Here is a 14,268-nt window from a genome sequence, read left to right on the forward strand (position 1 = left end):
ACTACCTCACTTGATGCTGATCGAGCTTTTGCCGATCTCAGAGTGGGCACCTGGGACTTCCTGACCATCCTTCAACGCCTTGGCGATGGCCGCCTTGTCCGGTGCGCTGTGTACTTTGACGTTTACGAAGTCGTCGGGGATGGCCTTTTCATCGTCGATGACCACGATGGGCTTGCCCTTGCCGCAGGTGATGGTGAACAGCGGGTGGGTGATCTTGGCGATGCCCGCCGCATCCATGTTGGTGCGCAGGTACTCTTTCAGGCCTTCCTTGCGGTTGTTGATGATCCGCTTGCGCTCGGTGAGCCTGTCGATCTGCGACTGAATCGCCTCAAGGTCGCCGTCAATGTTCAGGGTGATCATTGCGATGGCCTTTCCCTTCTCCTGGAACTCGCCTTCGATCCCTTCCATGGTGTCGCGCAGGGCGACGGCCAGGTCTTCGTCGGCGGTCTCGGCCAGGGCGGCCAGCTCTTTGAACTGCTCGGCAATGGTGTAGAGCGTGGTCATGCTGCTGACTCCTGTTCAAACCGGCCTTTCTGCTCGTCGTACTCGCGCACGATCCTGGTGACGGCCTTGTTGTCGTTGCGCAGCGTCAGGCGGCGCACGGCCACGTCATGGAACGATTTGAGTTCCTTCGGCGTCTTGGCGTTTTTCAGGGACTCAATGACTGACGCGATGTATTCAAGGCGCTCCAGCCTTTGGCGTTCTTCCTCGGCGACCTTGTCTTCGGCCTGCTCGATGGCCTGTTCATCCGCCAAGGCGTTTACGTAGTCCTTGTCGTCGAACATCCCCAGGAACACGTCAGCGCTGAACCCAAGCATCGAAAGGGACTTCTTGATGGCGTCGGTAAGCGACTTCTTCGGGGCCTCGCCGTCGGTCGTTGTGCCGTACTTGCTCTTGTAGAGGTACGGTGTGCAGCCGTACTGTTCGAACTCGCCGCGTTCGCCGTCCTGCTTGATCCAGAAGCGGATCTTCACGGTGTGGTTCAGCTCAAAACCCAGCGTGGCGCGCTTATCGCCCTCGCCGACGAAGATCTCGGCGCCCTTGTCGAAGCGCTCTTCCAGCACAGTCCAGCCAAACCCAATGCCGACCGGCCCGAATATCTCGGTGGCCTTCATGATCATCGCCGTACCGTTCAGGCTGGTGATCTGCTGGCCACCGACCTTCGCGTCTTTGGTGTACCGGGTATCCGTCTTCTCGACGCGATTCCAGATCTGCATGTTTTTATCGGACATGACTATCTCTCCGCGCCACCGGAGAGGGGCGCTGTGAAGGGGGTTATTGGGTGGCTTTCTTGATTGCGCGACTTGCTACGTGGGCGGCTTTGTTCTGGAGGGTCTGATAACCCTTGTCAGCCGCACAGTGCGCTAACGCATCCAGTGCAAGCTGGAGGGCTGCAAGCAGATCAGGCGCAGCGGCGATCAACTTGGCGTCAGCCTCTTCGTAAACCCAGTCGACAACCTGCTCCTGGTCCTCGTTGAAGTCGATGGCGAAAGCTCGCTGGCCTGGCACGTTGCTGTGCTGCACCTCGCGGATGGTCCACGGTGCGGGGGTGTGCTTTTGTTCCGACATGGGGATTCCCTGCCGCGATGCTCGCAGCGATTGAAGGTGTTGGTTATTGAGTGATTCGATCAGCGAGGGCGCCGAGCAACATCACGAAAGTAAAGAATGCGAGCGCTATGGCAGAGCCGCGCCAGAAGCAGTAGCGCTTGGCTCTTTGGTAGGAGGTCATAGCGCGTCACCGGGGTTTTCCAGAAGCGCAAGATTGTCTTCTACGAGCCTGTCGCGCTCTTTGCGCAGACCTTCCCGTTCCTCTATCAGTTGTGCGGACCACTCACGTTCTCGGTCATGCGCTTCTGACCAATATTTCGCGTCCTTGCGGAACCGCTCGTTCTCGGCGATCAGGGCCAGGACAACATCAGGGTTGGCGGCTCTATAGAACGCCTCCGCCGCTCCAAACTCATGACCGATGCCGTAGAACTGGACACCAATTGCTGCGCCATCGAAGTTGCAGTAGTCAGCCTCCAGTTCGACCTCCCCCTGGCCGCCACACTGAGGGCATTCAACGTGCCCATTTTCGACTTTCAACTCAGCGCTGTCGAAGTCCTGCGGGGTTGCGGCCTCTGCCAACCGCTTCAGCTCGGCGTAGTCGGTCATGGCGCCACCTTAACGGCATAAGCGACAGTCCACTCACCGCACAGGCAAGCCCGGCGGCTATAGGCATGAACATTGGGGATGCCGGCGTCATGTGCCAGCGACAGGGCGCCCAGCCACTTGGTGTGGGTGAACGCCAGGATCATGCGGTCGGCGGGCAGTTCTTCGACTTGCTCGTCGATCAGCGATTTCAGGATTGGCGTGGTCATGCGGCGGCCTCCTTGAGCTGCGTATTTCGCTCGACGAACTTGGCGTCCAGCGCATCGCGGTAACGGTTGGCGGTAGGGGAGTCGACCAGATCGGCGAACTCGGCCATTTCGATCATACCCATGACGAAGGTGCGGTCCGGTACCGGCGTGCACGACTTCTTCATCTTGGCGATTTCCAGGCCCAGGCGGGCGAGGGCGGTAGGGGTATTCATAGTTCTTCGTCCTCGGCCTGGGCGGCCAGTGCATCGTCAGCAAGGGGCCGAAGTAGGGCCTCTGCAATTTCGCCAAGCTTGCCGAAGTGGTGGTCACTGGGACCGAGTAGCTCGGCTATGGCGTTCTTGTCGGGATTGTCGTCAGTGGTGACCAGAAGCCAGCCCAGGGCCGGTGAGGTTACCTCGCAGTTCGCCAGCCGGTTGTTCACGTGCTCATCCAGCGCCAAGGCAAGCTGGGACACCCGCACGCCCTGTGGCTGGCACATCCGGCGCTGGAACTTGACATCCATACGGAACCTCACCAGCTGCTCCGTGGCGTTGTACAGCCACTCCTTGCGTGCAATCTCCACCGCCGACTCGCTCACTGGAGGCGGCAACTGAGCGTCGTAACGCTCCTGGCATATCTTTAATGCTGCGTTCATGGTCGCCTCCAGGCTTGGTTATTTGGTTGGCGGGGCGGGGAGTGGTTGCCAGTGGGTTACTGGGTATTGGCCGCCGAAGCGCTCTTGGTGGTAGTCGTAATTGATCGTGGCGACTTCGTTACCCTTTGGCGCTGACGGCCTATAGGTCAGGACGTATCCACAAAGTGGCAGCCTGTCTTCAACCTTGATCCAATCGCTCATGGCGACCTCCAGTGTTCCAAATCCAGCCAAAGGTAATCGACATGCTGTCCCGGCCCGTGCTGGGCGTAGACGCGGTCGTGGTGCTTTAGGTTGACGTGCAGCTTTGCCTTCTTCCGCTTGGGCCAGGCACTGCCGCAGATCTTGCAAACGTGAGCTACAAGCTCTTCGGCCATGGCGACCTCCAGTGTTTGGGGTTAGGCGGATACTGCGACCGAAACAGCTTCACGAAACCGCGACGGGCTCCAATCGCAAGACTCGTCAGCCGGGATATGGCCGAACATCGCGGTGCAGCGCTTGCAGTGCACGCAGTCGCCGCAAGTCTTGCCCTCGGGCAAGTTCATCTGGTCAGCGTTGTCCGCCGACCGTGGGAAAGGCGCTCTTTGCTCGCTCATGAATGTCTCCGTTGATTTTTTGGTTCACCTGTATTCGTCAACACACATGCCTCCCGCTGGTTGCCGATGGGCGCGGGGGAGGAGTGCTGACGTAATAGAGGTGGTGAAGGGTGCCCAGGCCCGCTACTGGCGACGGCCTGGGTTTGCTGCGTCATCGGTGTTGGCCAGTTACCCGCCGCTGATTGCAGGGCTGGCCGTTCGTCTTCGTGGTTGGGCTTCGAGCTTCCTACTCACAGCGTCAAACAGCATTTGTTCGCCGTGGATCACAGGTCCTTACAACATGCACGCTACAGCTCTGAGTGCCCTGATTGAGTGGGGCAGGGTGCATGAGGTCCGGCGGTCCCAGCCGAAGCTATCGGGCCCGCTAATTCTTGAATTTGGTGTCTCTCCCATCTGCCGCTGGGATTCGCGGGGCGCATTGCTTGCCGGGTCATTCGTGCCTACTGGGCATACACGGTTCTGGCGTTTCACCATCGAGCAGCCGTACAAGGTTTTCCCTGTCGTTGGCAGGCTTTCGGGCCTGTCTGCTCGCCGGTCGCCGGTAGAGGCAATGCGGTCTGTTGTTTGTTGCGCTGACTTTTAAAGAGCGGTCAGGCCCTGAGGCCCTGGCGAATCCCTGTTGGGTGACTCGATGGAGCTAATATCTCCTATGGAAATATTCATGTCAACTCCAATGGAGATAATTTTTATCGAAGGCACAAAAAAGCCCGCTCAGTGGCGGGCTGTTTGGAGGGCGCGATGCGTCAGTCGGGGCCCTGAGCCTTCAGCCTGGCCAGGCCCTGCTTGATGTGACCGGCATTCTCGCCGATGGTGAAGAGTGTGCCGCGCACGTTATCGCCGGCCTCGGCATTGCCTTGGCGCTCCACAAAGAGTGCGAGCTCCATTATGGCAGCCTCCAGGGCGAGCTGGTTCTCGTAGATGCGTTCGAGCATATCGGGGAGGGAGTAGGGGGCGGGCATTGAAAAGCTCCGAGAATGGGAGCCGAAAGAATAGCAGGAGGGCAGATACAAGAAGCCCGGCGCTGGGCCGGGGCTGATTAAGATCCTGAGTTAATTTGAGGGGGCTGCGCCTGAGGCTGGGTCGGAGCTTGAGTAGGCGCATAAGTATTCTTCTGCTGAGCCTGGATTTGCTCAAGAAGCTTTCTGGTTTCAATAGACTGTTGCTTGGCTTCTTGAACTAGTACCGATGTTTCTCGCCCAGAGTCAAAGGCTGTAAACGACAGGCTGACTACCGCAACAATGGTGGCAATCATGACGGCCGTGGCAGACCAGATATTTGCCTTCATGCCCTTGATCGGCTGAATTTCCAGCCGAAAGTCGCTCACAGCTTGTCGCATATCTCCCTGGAAATCGGCAATGCGCCGATCCATCCGCGCTTCGACTGCGGACAACTTGGCGTCTAGCTCTTCTCTATTAATTTCGCTCATGGTTGCAGTATCGTCCTGCTTCTTAGCATTGTCACGGGCTACCGATGCTCGAAGCAATCGGCTCTGATCGAGGATGCTGGACTGAGAATGCTTATCTCTGCCTAGGTTCCAGTCTCCGCCCATCGCAATATTGACCCACTGAGGCGGATTTTCAATGTCGCCGAGAGGTGTGGTTAGACGTCTACCGCCAGAGTGGGACTTTTCCGCGCCGACGATCATTCATCGACCTCATCAAACACGGACTTTCGCACTGATTCATGTACCGCAATAGGGCGCACAAATCGACATTTCGTACAAATTAGCGGAATAACTGGAAGCCCGGACATGAATAGTTCGCCGCGCGGATTGCACCATGGCAGAGACGCTGAAAATGCATCCTCTGGTACCGCTACTTCCCAGTTCACAGATTGACAAAATGGGCAGGTCGACGAAGCGCCGACCTCAGCGAGCCAGGCGTTCAATTTCGGGATACTTAAAACTTCTTTTTTCGATGTGGTTGTTTCTACTGCCATTTCTATGCACTCCGTCCATTGCTCGGCGGGATTAAAACCGGCCTATAGCACTAATTGCGCCGCGATCTCCCCGGCACCTGCATCCCTACAACATCCCACCACGCCAAACCACGCGTCCGATGATGCGAACCTCGTTTATCTCCCCGTCGCGCAGCGTCTCGTCGCCGTAGCGCGCCTTGTCGGGGTTGTCGCTTCGAATGATCCAGCCGTCGAAGTCGGACTTCACCAGGCGCTTCACGATCGTGCCTTTCGATTCGCTCTGCATGGCGAATATCTGGCCGTCCTTGGGTTCCACTTTCGACTCATCTACGAGTAGTACGTCGCCATCATTGATGGTTGGCTCCATGCTGTGCCCGTTCGCGTAGATCACGTCCAGGTTCTTCTGGTTGAGGTTATTTGCGCGAAGCCAGGCCGACTTAAATGCCATGACGCCGCGGATCTCGACGTGCGGGTTGTCGTCCCCGTCGCCGGTTGACCCGCGCGCCGTCAGTTGCAGGACGCCGGTGTAGCCGGACTCATCGTTCAGATCGAAGCTGCGCGGGGGAGTGCGGCTATCCGCATCTGGGGCGGCCGGCGCATGACTCAAGCCTGCAGCCGAAGCCATGCGGCCTATGTCGTCCTCGATGCGCTTGCTGAAAGAACCAATCGGCACGCCCAGCATTTCGGCCATAGAAACAGCAAGCTTCTGTGTGAGGGGGCGATGTCCATTCAGATGGCTACCAAGTGTCCCCTGACTCATACCGACAGTGTGAGCGATCTCATCCTGGGTCAGGCGTTTGTCCTTAGGGCGCGAGGCATTGAAGTCCGCAATTGCCTTTTTCAAGGCCGCGCACTCTTCCCGCTCCCAATCAAGCAATTGGCGTCTTTCTTTATTCATTTCGCAAGAATATTCCCACTGGAAATAGTTAACCATCTCCATTGGAGTTGCAAAGTATCTCCATGGGAGATAATCTGCCCGCATGAATGCCAATGGAGGTATGGCCATGAGCCGAATCACTCTCAATCAGTTCGCTATCAGCAAGGGCCAAACCAAGGCCGCTCAGTTGCTCGGTATGTCCCAGGGTGCTTTGAACAAAGCACTCAGGGTTGGCCGAGACATTTTCGTGACCGAGGCTTCGGACGGCACCTTTCATGCCGAAGAAGTTCGCCCGTTCCCAAGCCAAAACCAGCTTAAAAAATCAGCCGCTTAAGCCCTTTCATCAGCCAGGAGAACAGAAGTATGTACATGGACCCCAATCAAAAGCGCGCCATTCCGGTGAAGGTTCGTTTTGAACCAGTGCTTGATCGGATTCTGCGCAAAGCCGCCAGCAAGACCCGTATGCAACACGCCACGTATCTCTACGAAATCATCGAGTGGGCAGTTTCCAACGGTGTCATCGAAGAGCTCATGCAGGACAAACAAGAAGATATCGCGGGCTAGAGGCCTTTTGGAGGCCCGAATGAGCATTGAGCTTGAAAAGTTGCCGCCTAAGACGCGGCAAGCGGTAGAGGGGTTGATGCGCCAGAACGGGTGGAGTTTCGCCCAGGCAATCAACGCAATGATGGAAACATCAATCGCAAGCGGGGCGCTTTCAGAGGTCGGCAGGAAGAAGGCAAAGGTCCTTCAGTTGGTTACCCCAATGAGGGCCTCTGGCAGGGACTCTTAAGGGTAATCCAGAGGGCCTCTGCCAAATTCAACGCAAAAAAAAGCCGGGGTAGTGACCCGGCTCTCTTCAACGCTTCGTGGGATCGATTATATGCAAACCACACCACATAGCAATACCCCGGCTAATTCCGCGCCACGTTTTTCGAATGCTGAAAACGTGGCGCGCAAAACTATGTCGACTCGGGAAATCGCTGAGCTGACCGGCAAGGCGCATTTTCATGTGAAGCGCGACGTTCTCGCCTTGCTGAAAGAGCTTGGAGAGGATGCATCCAGTTTTGGATGTATCTACCTAGACCCGCTGAATCGCGAGCAAACCGAATACTTGCTCGATCGCGAACATACCGACTGCCTTTTGACCGGCTACAGCGCCGCCATGCGCATGACCGTGATTCGCCGCTGGCACGAACTGGAGTCGCAGGTTGTTCAGCCACAGCCGCTCTCGACCATCGAAATCCTGCAGATCGCCATGGAGTCTGAAAAGGCCCGCTTGATGCTTACCGCCCAGGTTGAGCAGCAGGCCACCAAGATCCACTCCATGGAGAAACTGTTCAAGGAAGGCATGACCCACACGCAATTCTGCAAGGGCCTCAATGGGGTCAACGTCATGCAGGTGGGCAAGTATCTGGAAGCGCGCAGCTGGCTCTACAACGAGAGCAAGTCCGGCCTGCGCCACCGCGTGGGCTCCTATGCCCGCGACAAGTACATGACCGAGCACCAACACGAAGTCACCCCGCACGGCAAAGACCCGTTCATCTCCTACGCGCCAATCCTCCTGAAGAAGGGTGCTGCGCGCCTGTACGACCTGTACCTGGCTGGAGAGCTGCCCATGAAGAAGACCTGGGACGGCCTGTTCACTCACGACAAAGCATTCAAGGGGGCCGCGTGATGGCTCGTTCCAGAAATATCAAGCCAGGGTTCTTCTCGAACGAACACCTGGCAGAGGTGGATTTTGCCACCCGCTTGCTCTTCATCGGTATGTGGACCGAGGCTGACCGTGAGGGCCGTCTTGAGGATCGCCCGCGCCGCCTGAAAATGGCCCTATTCCCGGCCGACAATGTGGACATCGAGAAGATGCTCGCTGACCTGGATCATTTGGGGTTCATCACCCGGTACACCGTCGGATCATTTAACGCCATCCAGATCGTTAACTGGGCGAAACACCAGAACCCGCACCTCAAGGAAGCCAAGAGCACCATCCCTGAAATGCCCGAGCCAGAGCATTGCCCGGTAAAGGTAGGTGCTAGCACCATGCAAGCACTAGGCGAGAACAGTTCTTTCCCGGCTGATTCCCTCTCTTCTGATTCCGGATTCCTGATTCCTGATTCCCTTCCTCCGTCGCCTGCTCCGGTGGTGGTGGAAGACCTTTTCCCAAAGTTCTGGAAGCTCTATCCGCGCAAGGTGGGGAAGGACAAGGCGGAGAAGGCCTGGGCCAAGCTCAAGGTCAGCCCGGACCTGTTCGACCTGATGGTCAAGGCGCTGGGCAAGCAGGTGCTGACGCCGGAATGGATCAAGGACAAGGGCCAGTTCATCCCGCACCCATCGACGTGGCTGAACGGTAAGCGTTGGGAGGACGAGATACCTGATGTCGCCAGTAACGTGCATCCGTTCCCACAATCTCGCCACACCGGTTTCGCAGATCGCGACTACACCGCAGGCCTGATTCAGCGTGAGGACGGTTCCTATGCGATCTGAGCCAGCAGAACAGCCGTCGCCCGAGTTCCCAGCAGGCACTCGAATTCAGCCGGCCACCTGTGAGACCCACGGCGACTTCGAGCAGAAGGTATTCCCTGTGCTGGGCAAGGAGCTGAAGAGCGCCTGCCCTGAGTGCAGCCGGATCACTCGCGAGAAGACCGAGGCGGCCGAGCAGGCGAGCAAGGCAATGGAGATCCGCATGGCCATGGAGCGCAAGCTCGGTGCGGCGCTGATCCCCAAGCGATTTGCGGGAAAAACCCTGGATGGGTACGTCGCTGCCACGTCAGAACAGCGGAAAGCGCTGAACACCTGCCGCCGGTACGCCGCCGAGTTCAAGGAAATCGCCGAGGCTGGCCGCTGCCTGCTGTTGCTGGGCAAGCCCGGTACCGGCAAGACGCATCTGTCCGTGGCCATCGCCAACGAAATCATGGCCAAGTCGAGCGCCACGGCGGTGTATCGAACCATCGGTTCCGTGCTGCAGGCGATCCGCGCCACGTACGACCGCACCAGCGACCAGAGCGAAAGCCAGATCCTGTCGAGCCTGATCAGCCCCTCGCTGCTCATCCTTGACGAGATCGGCGTCAGCAAGGAAAAGCCCAGCGACTTCGAGCTGACCACCCTCTTCGCAATCATCAACGGCCGATACGAGCAGATGCGCCCCACGGTGATTGTTTCAAACCTGGAAGCCAAGGCGCTGCCGGATGCCATTGGCGACCGCTGCATTGATCGTCTTCGGGAGGGCGGGGTGATCGTCATCCCGTTTGAGTGGGAATCACAACGCGGCAAGGAGGGATTTTGACATGACCGACAAGATGCGTGACGAGTTCGAGAAAAGCCCGCGCTTCAGGGGAATGGATTTTACCCGGTCGGCAACTCATCCGGACTACTACAACAGCCCCTACGCCAATGGTGCATGGGATGGCTGGAAGGCCGCCAAGGAAGTGGATGGAGCTGTACGTAATCCCGAGCCGAGCCCCCTTAAATTCAGCGAGAGACTTGCATATCTGCGTGCGACGCAAGGGCTAACGCAGCGTGAGCTTGCCGCTGCAACCGGCCTCTCGTGGTCGATGATTTCGAGGTATGAGGCAGGGGAGTGCCGACCTCGATTAAAAGCCATTTTTGCCTTGGAGAAGGCGCTTGGTTGCCCGGGTCAATTTCAAGGAGCCAGCCATGACTGACCATACCGAACTGAAGCAGCTGGTAGATCGCGTGCTGACGGATCGCCGGTTCTGCGGCGACGAAAACCACAAGACTCTTGCTGATGGTGTCCTGGCCCTGATCGCCGAGAACGAGCGTCTTACCAAGCAATGGGGTGATCGGCCTGCATACCGAACGCCTGAGTACGAGAGCAAGCGCGATGCCATGTGGCGCCGCGCTCACATGGTTGCCACCTCCAAAGGGTACGACCACATCAACATGGCAATTGCAGCCGCTCCCAGCGCCTGCGTGGATTGCATGGGTTGCGGTGGTGAATGGCAGGGAGAGGGGATTGCTAACTCGGTGTGTGAGACCTGCAAGGGAAGTCGTGGCAAGGCTCTGGAGGAAGAGCGCGACCAACTCCGCGCCGAAATCGCCGGCCTCAAGACCGGCTACGAAGCCTACGAGCGGGTGAATGCTGAGCTGAAGGCTGAGAGCGAGGCGTTGCGCAATGCGTTGCGACCATTGCTGGCTAACTGGGACGACCTAAAGCCTGGCGAATCGATCAATGTCGACGCCGCCCGCGCTGCCATGGGCCAGGGAGAGCAGTCATGACTATCGACTCAATCGCTTTGTGGCTTGGGTACTGCGTGATGATGGTTGGTGGTGCCCTGGCGGTAGCGGCGATGCTGTTGGTCAGCAGCCTGGTTCTGTCCGCGAAGGTCAACCTGATCGGCAAATACCTGCGGTTTCACTGGGACCTGAAGACCCTGCGCGCGACCATGCGCCAGCTTGAGGCGGAAGGGAAGGTCAGCAAGAAGACGGGGGTTAAGCCATGACGGACAAGATCAGCGTCAACTGCCAGGCCAAGCTTTCCGAGGCAATCACCAGCCTGACTGCCATGTACCGAGACAAGAAGTTCGTGGTGGTCTCCCTGCGCCCTGGCAAGGATCGCACGCTCGACCAGAACGCCCTGTGGTTCGCAATGTACAAGCGCATCGCCGAGATGACCCAGATCGGTGACGCCGCCGACGCCCGCCGTTACTGCAAGCTGCACTTCGGTGTGCAGATCCTGCTGAACGAGGATGCCGGGTTCCAGGCTGACTGGTACCAGGTCATGCGTCACCTGACCTACGAGACCAAGCTGGCCTTAATGGGCGGCTGCAAGCTGTTCGGCCCAGACGGTATGCCGGTGACCAGCCTGTTCAATCGCGCCCAGGGCATCCAGTACACCGACCGCATCGCTCACTATTTCACCGGCCAAGGTGTTGTGTTCACTGATCTGCTTAGCCAGGAGGCCGCATGAGTCACGACAACGGATACGGAAAGCCTTGCCCTGACTGCGGCGAGCCAATGAGCAATATGCCAAGCCTGAACCTTCGACAGTGCGCTACAGGCTGCAAGGAGAAGTTCGACTGGAAGTTGGCTCAGGGTCAGGCGCCATTGTTCGGTAACAACCGGCAGACAGCCAAGGAGGCTGTATGAAGCGCACCCCACTGCAACGCAAAACGCCGCTCAAGTCCGGTGCCGCACGCCGAAAGCGATGCCCAGAGTGCCGAGTGATGTTCTCGCCCTCCAGAGACGCGCAGGCGGTGTGCGGTGAGATCGAATGCGCCATCGCCTATGGTAAGTCGGAGAAGGGCCAGGCGAGCGCCAAGAAGGCCCTGGCGGATGTTGGTCGCAAGGACATCAAGGTCCGAAAGGAGAAGCTGAAGAGCAGGGCGGATCACCTCAAGGATACGCAGCACGCTTTCAATGCCTGGATACGTGCCCGTGACGCCGGGCAGCCTTGCATCAGTTGCGGCACCACTGCGGATGTTCAGTACTGCGCGGGCCACTACAGGACGACTGGTTCATGCCCTGAACTGCGCTTCGAGCCGCTGAACGTCCATCTCCAATGCAACAAGAACTGCAACCTATCGAAGTCCGGAAACATCCTCGGCTACCGCCCGCGCCTGCTGGAGAAGATAGGCGCCGAGATGCTGGCCTGGATCGAAGGGCCTCATGAGGCCAAGAAGTACACCATCGAGCAACTGAAGGCGATGACCGTCGAATACCGAGCAAAGACTAAAGAACTGAAAAAGGGGCAGGCAGCATGAAGATCAACTCAGCGCGCCAAGCTTGGCATGACTGCAAGTACAACCCGGCCCCCGGCCAGACCTCTGACGTTGTGCAGTTGGGCGTGGTGGTGCAGAACACCGAGCGCGGCCCGACGGCAAACCACGCAGTGCACGGTGCGCTTGCAGGGCATATCCAGTCGGCAATCGCTCGCCTGCACCCGCAGATCCGCGTATTCGGTGACTTCATGTACGCCGCCGAGCAAAGCGACGATATCCGCGAGGCTGCTGAAGAGGTCGTATTCCTGCTGGTGCAAAACCGGTCTCCACGGATGACGGCGGCCAAGCGCGATAAGCTGGAGTTCGTCGTAAAGGGCGTGCTACGCCGGTACCAGCACATGCACCAGGGCGGGCAATCGTCCAACGAAGACCCGTTGGCCAACGCCGAGAAGTTCAGGGCTTGGATGTGGAAGGTCTACGAAGTGCGCCTGGAGTCGTGCAACTGGGAGCGGGACTGGGGTGGTGTGCTGCAACTGATCTTCGAGTGCTGCGAAGATCTGGATCGGCGCGCGTTAAGCCCGGTTGCAGCGGTAATTTACGAAATGCGCGAGGCCGCATGAGGGCCTATTGCGTTCCCGTGCGGCTGGTGATACCTTATCGCCACTGTTAGAGTTTTGCCTACGGCAACTTAATCAAATCCCTAAAAAAACCCGGCCATCGAGTCGGGTTTTTTATTGCCCACGGAAAGGGCGATTCAGCAAAAGGAATTTGCAGATGTTGAAAGAATTCAGATGCGGTAACTGCAAAAGACTTCTCGCCCGTACGGGTGGGTTTACAGAGCTCCAGATCAAATGTTCCCGATGCGGGACGTTGAATCATGTGAAGGCCACGAGCCTCGAGCAATCGCCTTTGAGCGACATGAAAGCGGAACCCTCCGCAACAAATCATTCGACTTAAAGGTGACAACGATGGAACCAGTAACTATTGGTGCGAAACACTTCTCCGGCAGCGTTTACATGTCTGCCCAGATCATCAATCCAGCCGATAACGTGGCTGGCGTGATCATTCGGACGGGCCTTTTTTCGGGCCCGGGCGGCTCCGTTATCACGACAGGCACTGCAGCGGCTTCTGGTATCGGTGATGCAACAAAGCCATTCTTGGCGTACCTGTCGGCCTCGAACGTTATGCAATTGCAATATCCGATCTTTCTACCGCCAGGTTATGGTCTTTGGGCTAAAACTAGCTCTTACCTCGATACCTACATCACTTACGATCTGCTCACCTAACAGGAGGGGCTGCTTTCGCGGCCCTATTCATTTCTATTCAGGGCCTCGACATGATCGAGGCCTTTTCGTTTTCGGCTCCACCACACCCATTGCTCCGAGCTGGGAGTGCTGTGTGAGCCGATTCAATTTCCAAACATGCCCCACGGAGTCGAGCGCATGGAGTATTTACAGCGCCTGCTCGACAAGATCGACAGGTTCGAATTGTTGATTGCGGGCCTGATTGGGGCCGTTGTTGCGAGCTGGTGGCACAAGGACGATTTGTCCGACTGGCGCGCCTGGATGGTGTTCTTGATCACGGGGGTTGCCTGCTCGCTGTATCTGACGAGCATGGTCAGCGCCTACCTGAATGTCACTGAACCCAAGATCGTCGCCGGGATTGGCTTCTTGCTGGGCACGTTCGGCGGTTCACTCCTGGCAGCAATCAACCGAGCCATCAAAGCCGCTGACCTCTGGGCGCTTATTCGCCAGCGGTTCGGGGGAGGCAATCCACCATGAATCTTGAACTGATCAACTCCATCGCCTGCGGCCTGATCGCGGCATGGGCGACCTGGTGCGTACTGAGCGGGAAGGTGAGGGACGGCATCCTTGGGAAGCTGATCTACACCACGATCGCCATCACGGGTTTTGTCGTGTCGGTACGCAGCCAGAACATCTTCTTCGGCCCGACCACTGCTGGCCTGACGCTGCATGTCGCCCTGGCCATGGCCGGTGCCCGCCATATCTTCATGGTCACCTACTGGCAGGCGGTAAAGGCCTGGCTGTGCAAGACGCTGAACTGCGAACAATGCATGGGTTGCCCGAAGGCACCTGAAAGCATCGAGCAGCCCAAGCAGTAATCCGCGCCACGTTTTCGAATGCGCCAAATAGTGGCGCGCAACCACTTATTCCACCTCATCACGCGAGGCATGCAGTCTCAAAGGATCCCG

The 14,268-nt window shown here is 57.9% G+C and carries 28 protein-coding genes; 16 read left to right on the top strand and 12 right to left on the bottom strand.

Going from position 1 to position 14,268, the window contains the following annotated elements; genetic code table 11:
- Nucleotides 1–6: 6 nt before the first annotated feature.
- From V8689_RS10720 to V8689_RS10775, 12 genes are all read right to left on the bottom strand, one after another.
- On the bottom strand, nt 7–504 hold the full coding sequence (locus V8689_RS10720; RefSeq protein WP_060765651.1) for a siphovirus Gp157 family protein: 498 nt from the start codon (nt 502–504) through the stop codon (nt 7–9).
- Nucleotides 501–1,232 (bottom strand): hypothetical protein, encoded by a 732-nt coding sequence (locus V8689_RS10725; protein ID WP_060765650.1) that lies wholly within the window; start codon nt 1,230–1,232, stop codon nt 501–503. Before V8689_RS10725 ends, V8689_RS10720 begins: the two co-directional genes overlap by 4 nt.
- A gap of 43 nt (nt 1,233–1,275) precedes the next feature.
- Nucleotides 1,276–1,569 (bottom strand): hypothetical protein, encoded by a 294-nt coding sequence (locus V8689_RS10730; RefSeq protein ID WP_060765649.1) that lies wholly within the window; start codon nt 1,567–1,569, stop codon nt 1,276–1,278.
- Nucleotides 1,570–1,725: 156 nt separating this feature from the next.
- Nucleotides 1,726–2,154: a hypothetical protein gene (locus V8689_RS10735; protein ID WP_060765648.1), complete on the bottom strand. Its 429-nt coding sequence runs from the start codon at nt 2,152–2,154 to the stop codon at nt 1,726–1,728.
- A complete protein-coding gene (locus tag V8689_RS10740; RefSeq protein WP_060765647.1) occupies nt 2,151–2,360 on the bottom strand; it encodes a hypothetical protein in 210 nt (69 codons plus the stop codon). Before V8689_RS10740 ends, V8689_RS10735 begins: the two co-directional genes overlap by 4 nt.
- Nucleotides 2,357–2,572 (bottom strand): hypothetical protein, encoded by a 216-nt coding sequence (locus V8689_RS10745; RefSeq protein WP_060765646.1) that lies wholly within the window; start codon nt 2,570–2,572, stop codon nt 2,357–2,359. The genes V8689_RS10740 and V8689_RS10745 overlap by 4 nt, the downstream gene beginning before the upstream one ends.
- Complete coding sequence (locus V8689_RS10750; RefSeq protein WP_060765645.1) at nt 2,569–2,994, bottom strand: hypothetical protein; 426 nt, start codon at nt 2,992–2,994, stop codon at nt 2,569–2,571. Before V8689_RS10750 ends, V8689_RS10745 begins: the two co-directional genes overlap by 4 nt.
- Nucleotides 2,995–3,012: 18 nt before the next feature.
- Nucleotides 3,013–3,195 carry a DUF551 domain-containing protein gene (locus V8689_RS10755; protein ID WP_060765644.1) on the bottom strand — a complete coding sequence of 61 codons (183 nt, stop codon included), beginning with the start codon at nt 3,193–3,195 and terminating at the stop codon, nt 3,013–3,015.
- Nucleotides 3,196–3,389: 194 nt separating this feature from the next.
- Nucleotides 3,390–3,587: a hypothetical protein gene (locus tag V8689_RS10760; RefSeq protein WP_081089290.1), complete on the bottom strand. Its 198-nt coding sequence runs from the start codon at nt 3,585–3,587 to the stop codon at nt 3,390–3,392.
- 743 nt (nt 3,588–4,330) lie between these two features.
- The gene (locus tag V8689_RS10765) at nt 4,331–4,546 is read right to left on the bottom strand and encodes a hypothetical protein (RefSeq protein ID WP_060765643.1); all 216 of its coding nucleotides are present in this window, start codon (nt 4,544–4,546) and stop codon (nt 4,331–4,333) included.
- Nucleotides 4,547–4,623: 77 nt separating this feature from the next.
- Complete coding sequence (locus tag V8689_RS10770) at nt 4,624–5,232, bottom strand: hypothetical protein (RefSeq protein ID WP_060765642.1); 609 nt, start codon at nt 5,230–5,232, stop codon at nt 4,624–4,626.
- Nucleotides 5,233–5,610: 378 nt separating this feature from the next.
- A complete protein-coding gene (locus V8689_RS10775) occupies nt 5,611–6,402 on the bottom strand; it encodes a LexA family transcriptional regulator (protein ID WP_230961993.1) in 792 nt (263 codons plus the stop codon).
- 106 nt (nt 6,403–6,508) lie between these two features.
- Between V8689_RS10775 and V8689_RS10780 the strand changes: the two genes are divergently transcribed.
- The 16 genes from V8689_RS10780 to V8689_RS10855 all read left to right on the top strand — a co-directional run bounded on the left by V8689_RS10780 (nt 6,509) and on the right by V8689_RS10855 (nt 14,178).
- Nucleotides 6,509–6,715, top strand: coding sequence for a Cro/CI family transcriptional regulator (locus V8689_RS10780; protein WP_044274852.1), 207 nt, complete (start codon nt 6,509–6,511; stop codon nt 6,713–6,715).
- A gap of 35 nt (nt 6,716–6,750) precedes the next feature.
- Nucleotides 6,751–6,945, top strand: a complete 195-nt coding sequence (locus V8689_RS10785) for a hypothetical protein (protein ID WP_230961992.1) — start codon at nt 6,751–6,753, stop codon at nt 6,943–6,945.
- A 19-nt stretch (nt 6,946–6,964) separates the two neighbouring features.
- Nucleotides 6,965–7,171, top strand: a complete 207-nt coding sequence (locus V8689_RS10790) for a hypothetical protein (RefSeq protein WP_060765641.1) — start codon at nt 6,965–6,967, stop codon at nt 7,169–7,171.
- A gap of 90 nt (nt 7,172–7,261) precedes the next feature.
- Nucleotides 7,262–8,056, top strand: coding sequence for a Rha family transcriptional regulator (locus tag V8689_RS10795; RefSeq protein ID WP_060765640.1), 795 nt, complete (start codon nt 7,262–7,264; stop codon nt 8,054–8,056).
- Complete coding sequence (locus V8689_RS10800; protein WP_060765639.1) at nt 8,056–8,862, top strand: hypothetical protein; 807 nt, start codon at nt 8,056–8,058, stop codon at nt 8,860–8,862. The genes V8689_RS10795 and V8689_RS10800 overlap by 1 nt, the downstream gene beginning before the upstream one ends.
- Nucleotides 8,852–9,661, top strand: coding sequence for an ATP-binding protein (locus V8689_RS10805; protein WP_060765638.1), 810 nt, complete (start codon nt 8,852–8,854; stop codon nt 9,659–9,661). Before V8689_RS10800 ends, V8689_RS10805 begins: the two co-directional genes overlap by 11 nt.
- Before the next feature lies 1 nt (nt 9,662).
- Entirely contained in the window at nt 9,663–10,040 is a 378-nt protein-coding gene (locus V8689_RS10810) for a helix-turn-helix domain-containing protein (RefSeq protein ID WP_060765637.1), read from the top strand.
- Nucleotides 10,033–10,614, top strand: coding sequence for a hypothetical protein (locus V8689_RS10815; RefSeq protein WP_060765636.1), 582 nt, complete (start codon nt 10,033–10,035; stop codon nt 10,612–10,614). Before V8689_RS10810 ends, V8689_RS10815 begins: the two co-directional genes overlap by 8 nt.
- On the top strand, nt 10,611–10,838 hold the full coding sequence (locus V8689_RS10820) for a hypothetical protein (RefSeq protein ID WP_060765635.1): 228 nt from the start codon (nt 10,611–10,613) through the stop codon (nt 10,836–10,838). Before V8689_RS10815 ends, V8689_RS10820 begins: the two co-directional genes overlap by 4 nt.
- Nucleotides 10,835–11,305: a hypothetical protein gene (locus V8689_RS10825; protein WP_060765634.1), complete on the top strand. Its 471-nt coding sequence runs from the start codon at nt 10,835–10,837 to the stop codon at nt 11,303–11,305. Before V8689_RS10820 ends, V8689_RS10825 begins: the two co-directional genes overlap by 4 nt.
- A 175-nt stretch (nt 11,306–11,480) precedes the next feature.
- Nucleotides 11,481–12,098 (top strand): recombination protein NinG, encoded by a 618-nt coding sequence (locus V8689_RS10830; protein ID WP_060765632.1) that lies wholly within the window; start codon nt 11,481–11,483, stop codon nt 12,096–12,098.
- Complete coding sequence (locus tag V8689_RS10835) at nt 12,095–12,676, top strand: hypothetical protein (RefSeq protein WP_060765631.1); 582 nt, start codon at nt 12,095–12,097, stop codon at nt 12,674–12,676. The genes V8689_RS10830 and V8689_RS10835 overlap by 4 nt, the downstream gene beginning before the upstream one ends.
- Before the next feature lie 154 nt (nt 12,677–12,830).
- Nucleotides 12,831–13,013, top strand: a complete 183-nt coding sequence (locus V8689_RS10840) for a zinc finger domain-containing protein (RefSeq protein WP_081089288.1) — start codon at nt 12,831–12,833, stop codon at nt 13,011–13,013.
- An 11-nt stretch (nt 13,014–13,024) separates the two neighbouring features.
- Complete coding sequence (locus V8689_RS10845; RefSeq protein ID WP_060765630.1) at nt 13,025–13,342, top strand: hypothetical protein; 318 nt, start codon at nt 13,025–13,027, stop codon at nt 13,340–13,342.
- 156 nt (nt 13,343–13,498) lie between these two features.
- A complete protein-coding gene (locus V8689_RS10850) occupies nt 13,499–13,837 on the top strand; it encodes a hypothetical protein (RefSeq protein ID WP_010211438.1) in 339 nt (112 codons plus the stop codon).
- Nucleotides 13,834–14,178: a hypothetical protein gene (locus V8689_RS10855; RefSeq protein WP_060765629.1), complete on the top strand. Its 345-nt coding sequence runs from the start codon at nt 13,834–13,836 to the stop codon at nt 14,176–14,178. Before V8689_RS10850 ends, V8689_RS10855 begins: the two co-directional genes overlap by 4 nt.
- Nucleotides 14,179–14,268 lie beyond the last annotated feature (90 nt).

Source organism: Pseudomonas sp. AK181, assembly GCF_051122975.1.
GTDB lineage: Bacteria > Pseudomonadota > Gammaproteobacteria > Pseudomonadales > Pseudomonadaceae > Aquipseudomonas > Aquipseudomonas lactis.

Coding starts and splice junctions, on each gene's coding strand:
- V8689_RS10720 (WP_060765651.1), bottom strand. CDS start 504: ATGACCACGCTCTACACCATTGCCGAGCAGTTCAAAGAGCTGGCCGCC.
- V8689_RS10725 (WP_060765650.1), bottom strand. CDS start 1,232: ATGTCCGATAAAAACATGCAGATCTGGAATCGCGTCGAGAAGACGGAT.
- V8689_RS10730 (WP_060765649.1), bottom strand. CDS start 1,569: ATGTCGGAACAAAAGCACACCCCCGCACCGTGGACCATCCGCGAGGTG.
- V8689_RS10735 (WP_060765648.1), bottom strand. CDS start 2,154: ATGACCGACTACGCCGAGCTGAAGCGGTTGGCAGAGGCCGCAACCCCG.
- V8689_RS10740 (WP_060765647.1), bottom strand. CDS start 2,360: ATGACCACGCCAATCCTGAAATCGCTGATCGACGAGCAAGTCGAAGAA.
- V8689_RS10745 (WP_060765646.1), bottom strand. CDS start 2,572: ATGAATACCCCTACCGCCCTCGCCCGCCTGGGCCTGGAAATCGCCAAG.
- V8689_RS10750 (WP_060765645.1), bottom strand. CDS start 2,994: ATGAACGCAGCATTAAAGATATGCCAGGAGCGTTACGACGCTCAGTTG.
- V8689_RS10755 (WP_060765644.1), bottom strand. CDS start 3,195: ATGAGCGATTGGATCAAGGTTGAAGACAGGCTGCCACTTTGTGGATAC.
- V8689_RS10760 (WP_081089290.1), bottom strand. CDS start 3,587: ATGAGCGAGCAAAGAGCGCCTTTCCCACGGTCGGCGGACAACGCTGAC.
- V8689_RS10765 (WP_060765643.1), bottom strand. CDS start 4,546: ATGCCCGCCCCCTACTCCCTCCCCGATATGCTCGAACGCATCTACGAG.
- V8689_RS10770 (WP_060765642.1), bottom strand. CDS start 5,232: ATGATCGTCGGCGCGGAAAAGTCCCACTCTGGCGGTAGACGTCTAACC.
- V8689_RS10775 (WP_230961993.1), bottom strand. CDS start 6,402: ATGAATAAAGAAAGACGCCAATTGCTTGATTGGGAGCGGGAAGAGTGC.
- V8689_RS10780 (WP_044274852.1), top strand. CDS start 6,509: ATGAGCCGAATCACTCTCAATCAGTTCGCTATCAGCAAGGGCCAAACC.
- V8689_RS10785 (WP_230961992.1), top strand. CDS start 6,751: ATGGACCCCAATCAAAAGCGCGCCATTCCGGTGAAGGTTCGTTTTGAA.
- V8689_RS10790 (WP_060765641.1), top strand. CDS start 6,965: ATGAGCATTGAGCTTGAAAAGTTGCCGCCTAAGACGCGGCAAGCGGTA.
- V8689_RS10795 (WP_060765640.1), top strand. CDS start 7,262: ATGCAAACCACACCACATAGCAATACCCCGGCTAATTCCGCGCCACGT.
- V8689_RS10800 (WP_060765639.1), top strand. CDS start 8,056: ATGGCTCGTTCCAGAAATATCAAGCCAGGGTTCTTCTCGAACGAACAC.
- V8689_RS10805 (WP_060765638.1), top strand. CDS start 8,852: ATGCGATCTGAGCCAGCAGAACAGCCGTCGCCCGAGTTCCCAGCAGGC.
- V8689_RS10810 (WP_060765637.1), top strand. CDS start 9,663: ATGACCGACAAGATGCGTGACGAGTTCGAGAAAAGCCCGCGCTTCAGG.
- V8689_RS10815 (WP_060765636.1), top strand. CDS start 10,033: ATGACTGACCATACCGAACTGAAGCAGCTGGTAGATCGCGTGCTGACG.
- V8689_RS10820 (WP_060765635.1), top strand. CDS start 10,611: ATGACTATCGACTCAATCGCTTTGTGGCTTGGGTACTGCGTGATGATG.
- V8689_RS10825 (WP_060765634.1), top strand. CDS start 10,835: ATGACGGACAAGATCAGCGTCAACTGCCAGGCCAAGCTTTCCGAGGCA.
- V8689_RS10830 (WP_060765632.1), top strand. CDS start 11,481: ATGAAGCGCACCCCACTGCAACGCAAAACGCCGCTCAAGTCCGGTGCC.
- V8689_RS10835 (WP_060765631.1), top strand. CDS start 12,095: ATGAAGATCAACTCAGCGCGCCAAGCTTGGCATGACTGCAAGTACAAC.
- V8689_RS10840 (WP_081089288.1), top strand. CDS start 12,831: ATGTTGAAAGAATTCAGATGCGGTAACTGCAAAAGACTTCTCGCCCGT.
- V8689_RS10845 (WP_060765630.1), top strand. CDS start 13,025: ATGGAACCAGTAACTATTGGTGCGAAACACTTCTCCGGCAGCGTTTAC.
- V8689_RS10850 (WP_010211438.1), top strand. CDS start 13,499: ATGGAGTATTTACAGCGCCTGCTCGACAAGATCGACAGGTTCGAATTG.
- V8689_RS10855 (WP_060765629.1), top strand. CDS start 13,834: ATGAATCTTGAACTGATCAACTCCATCGCCTGCGGCCTGATCGCGGCA.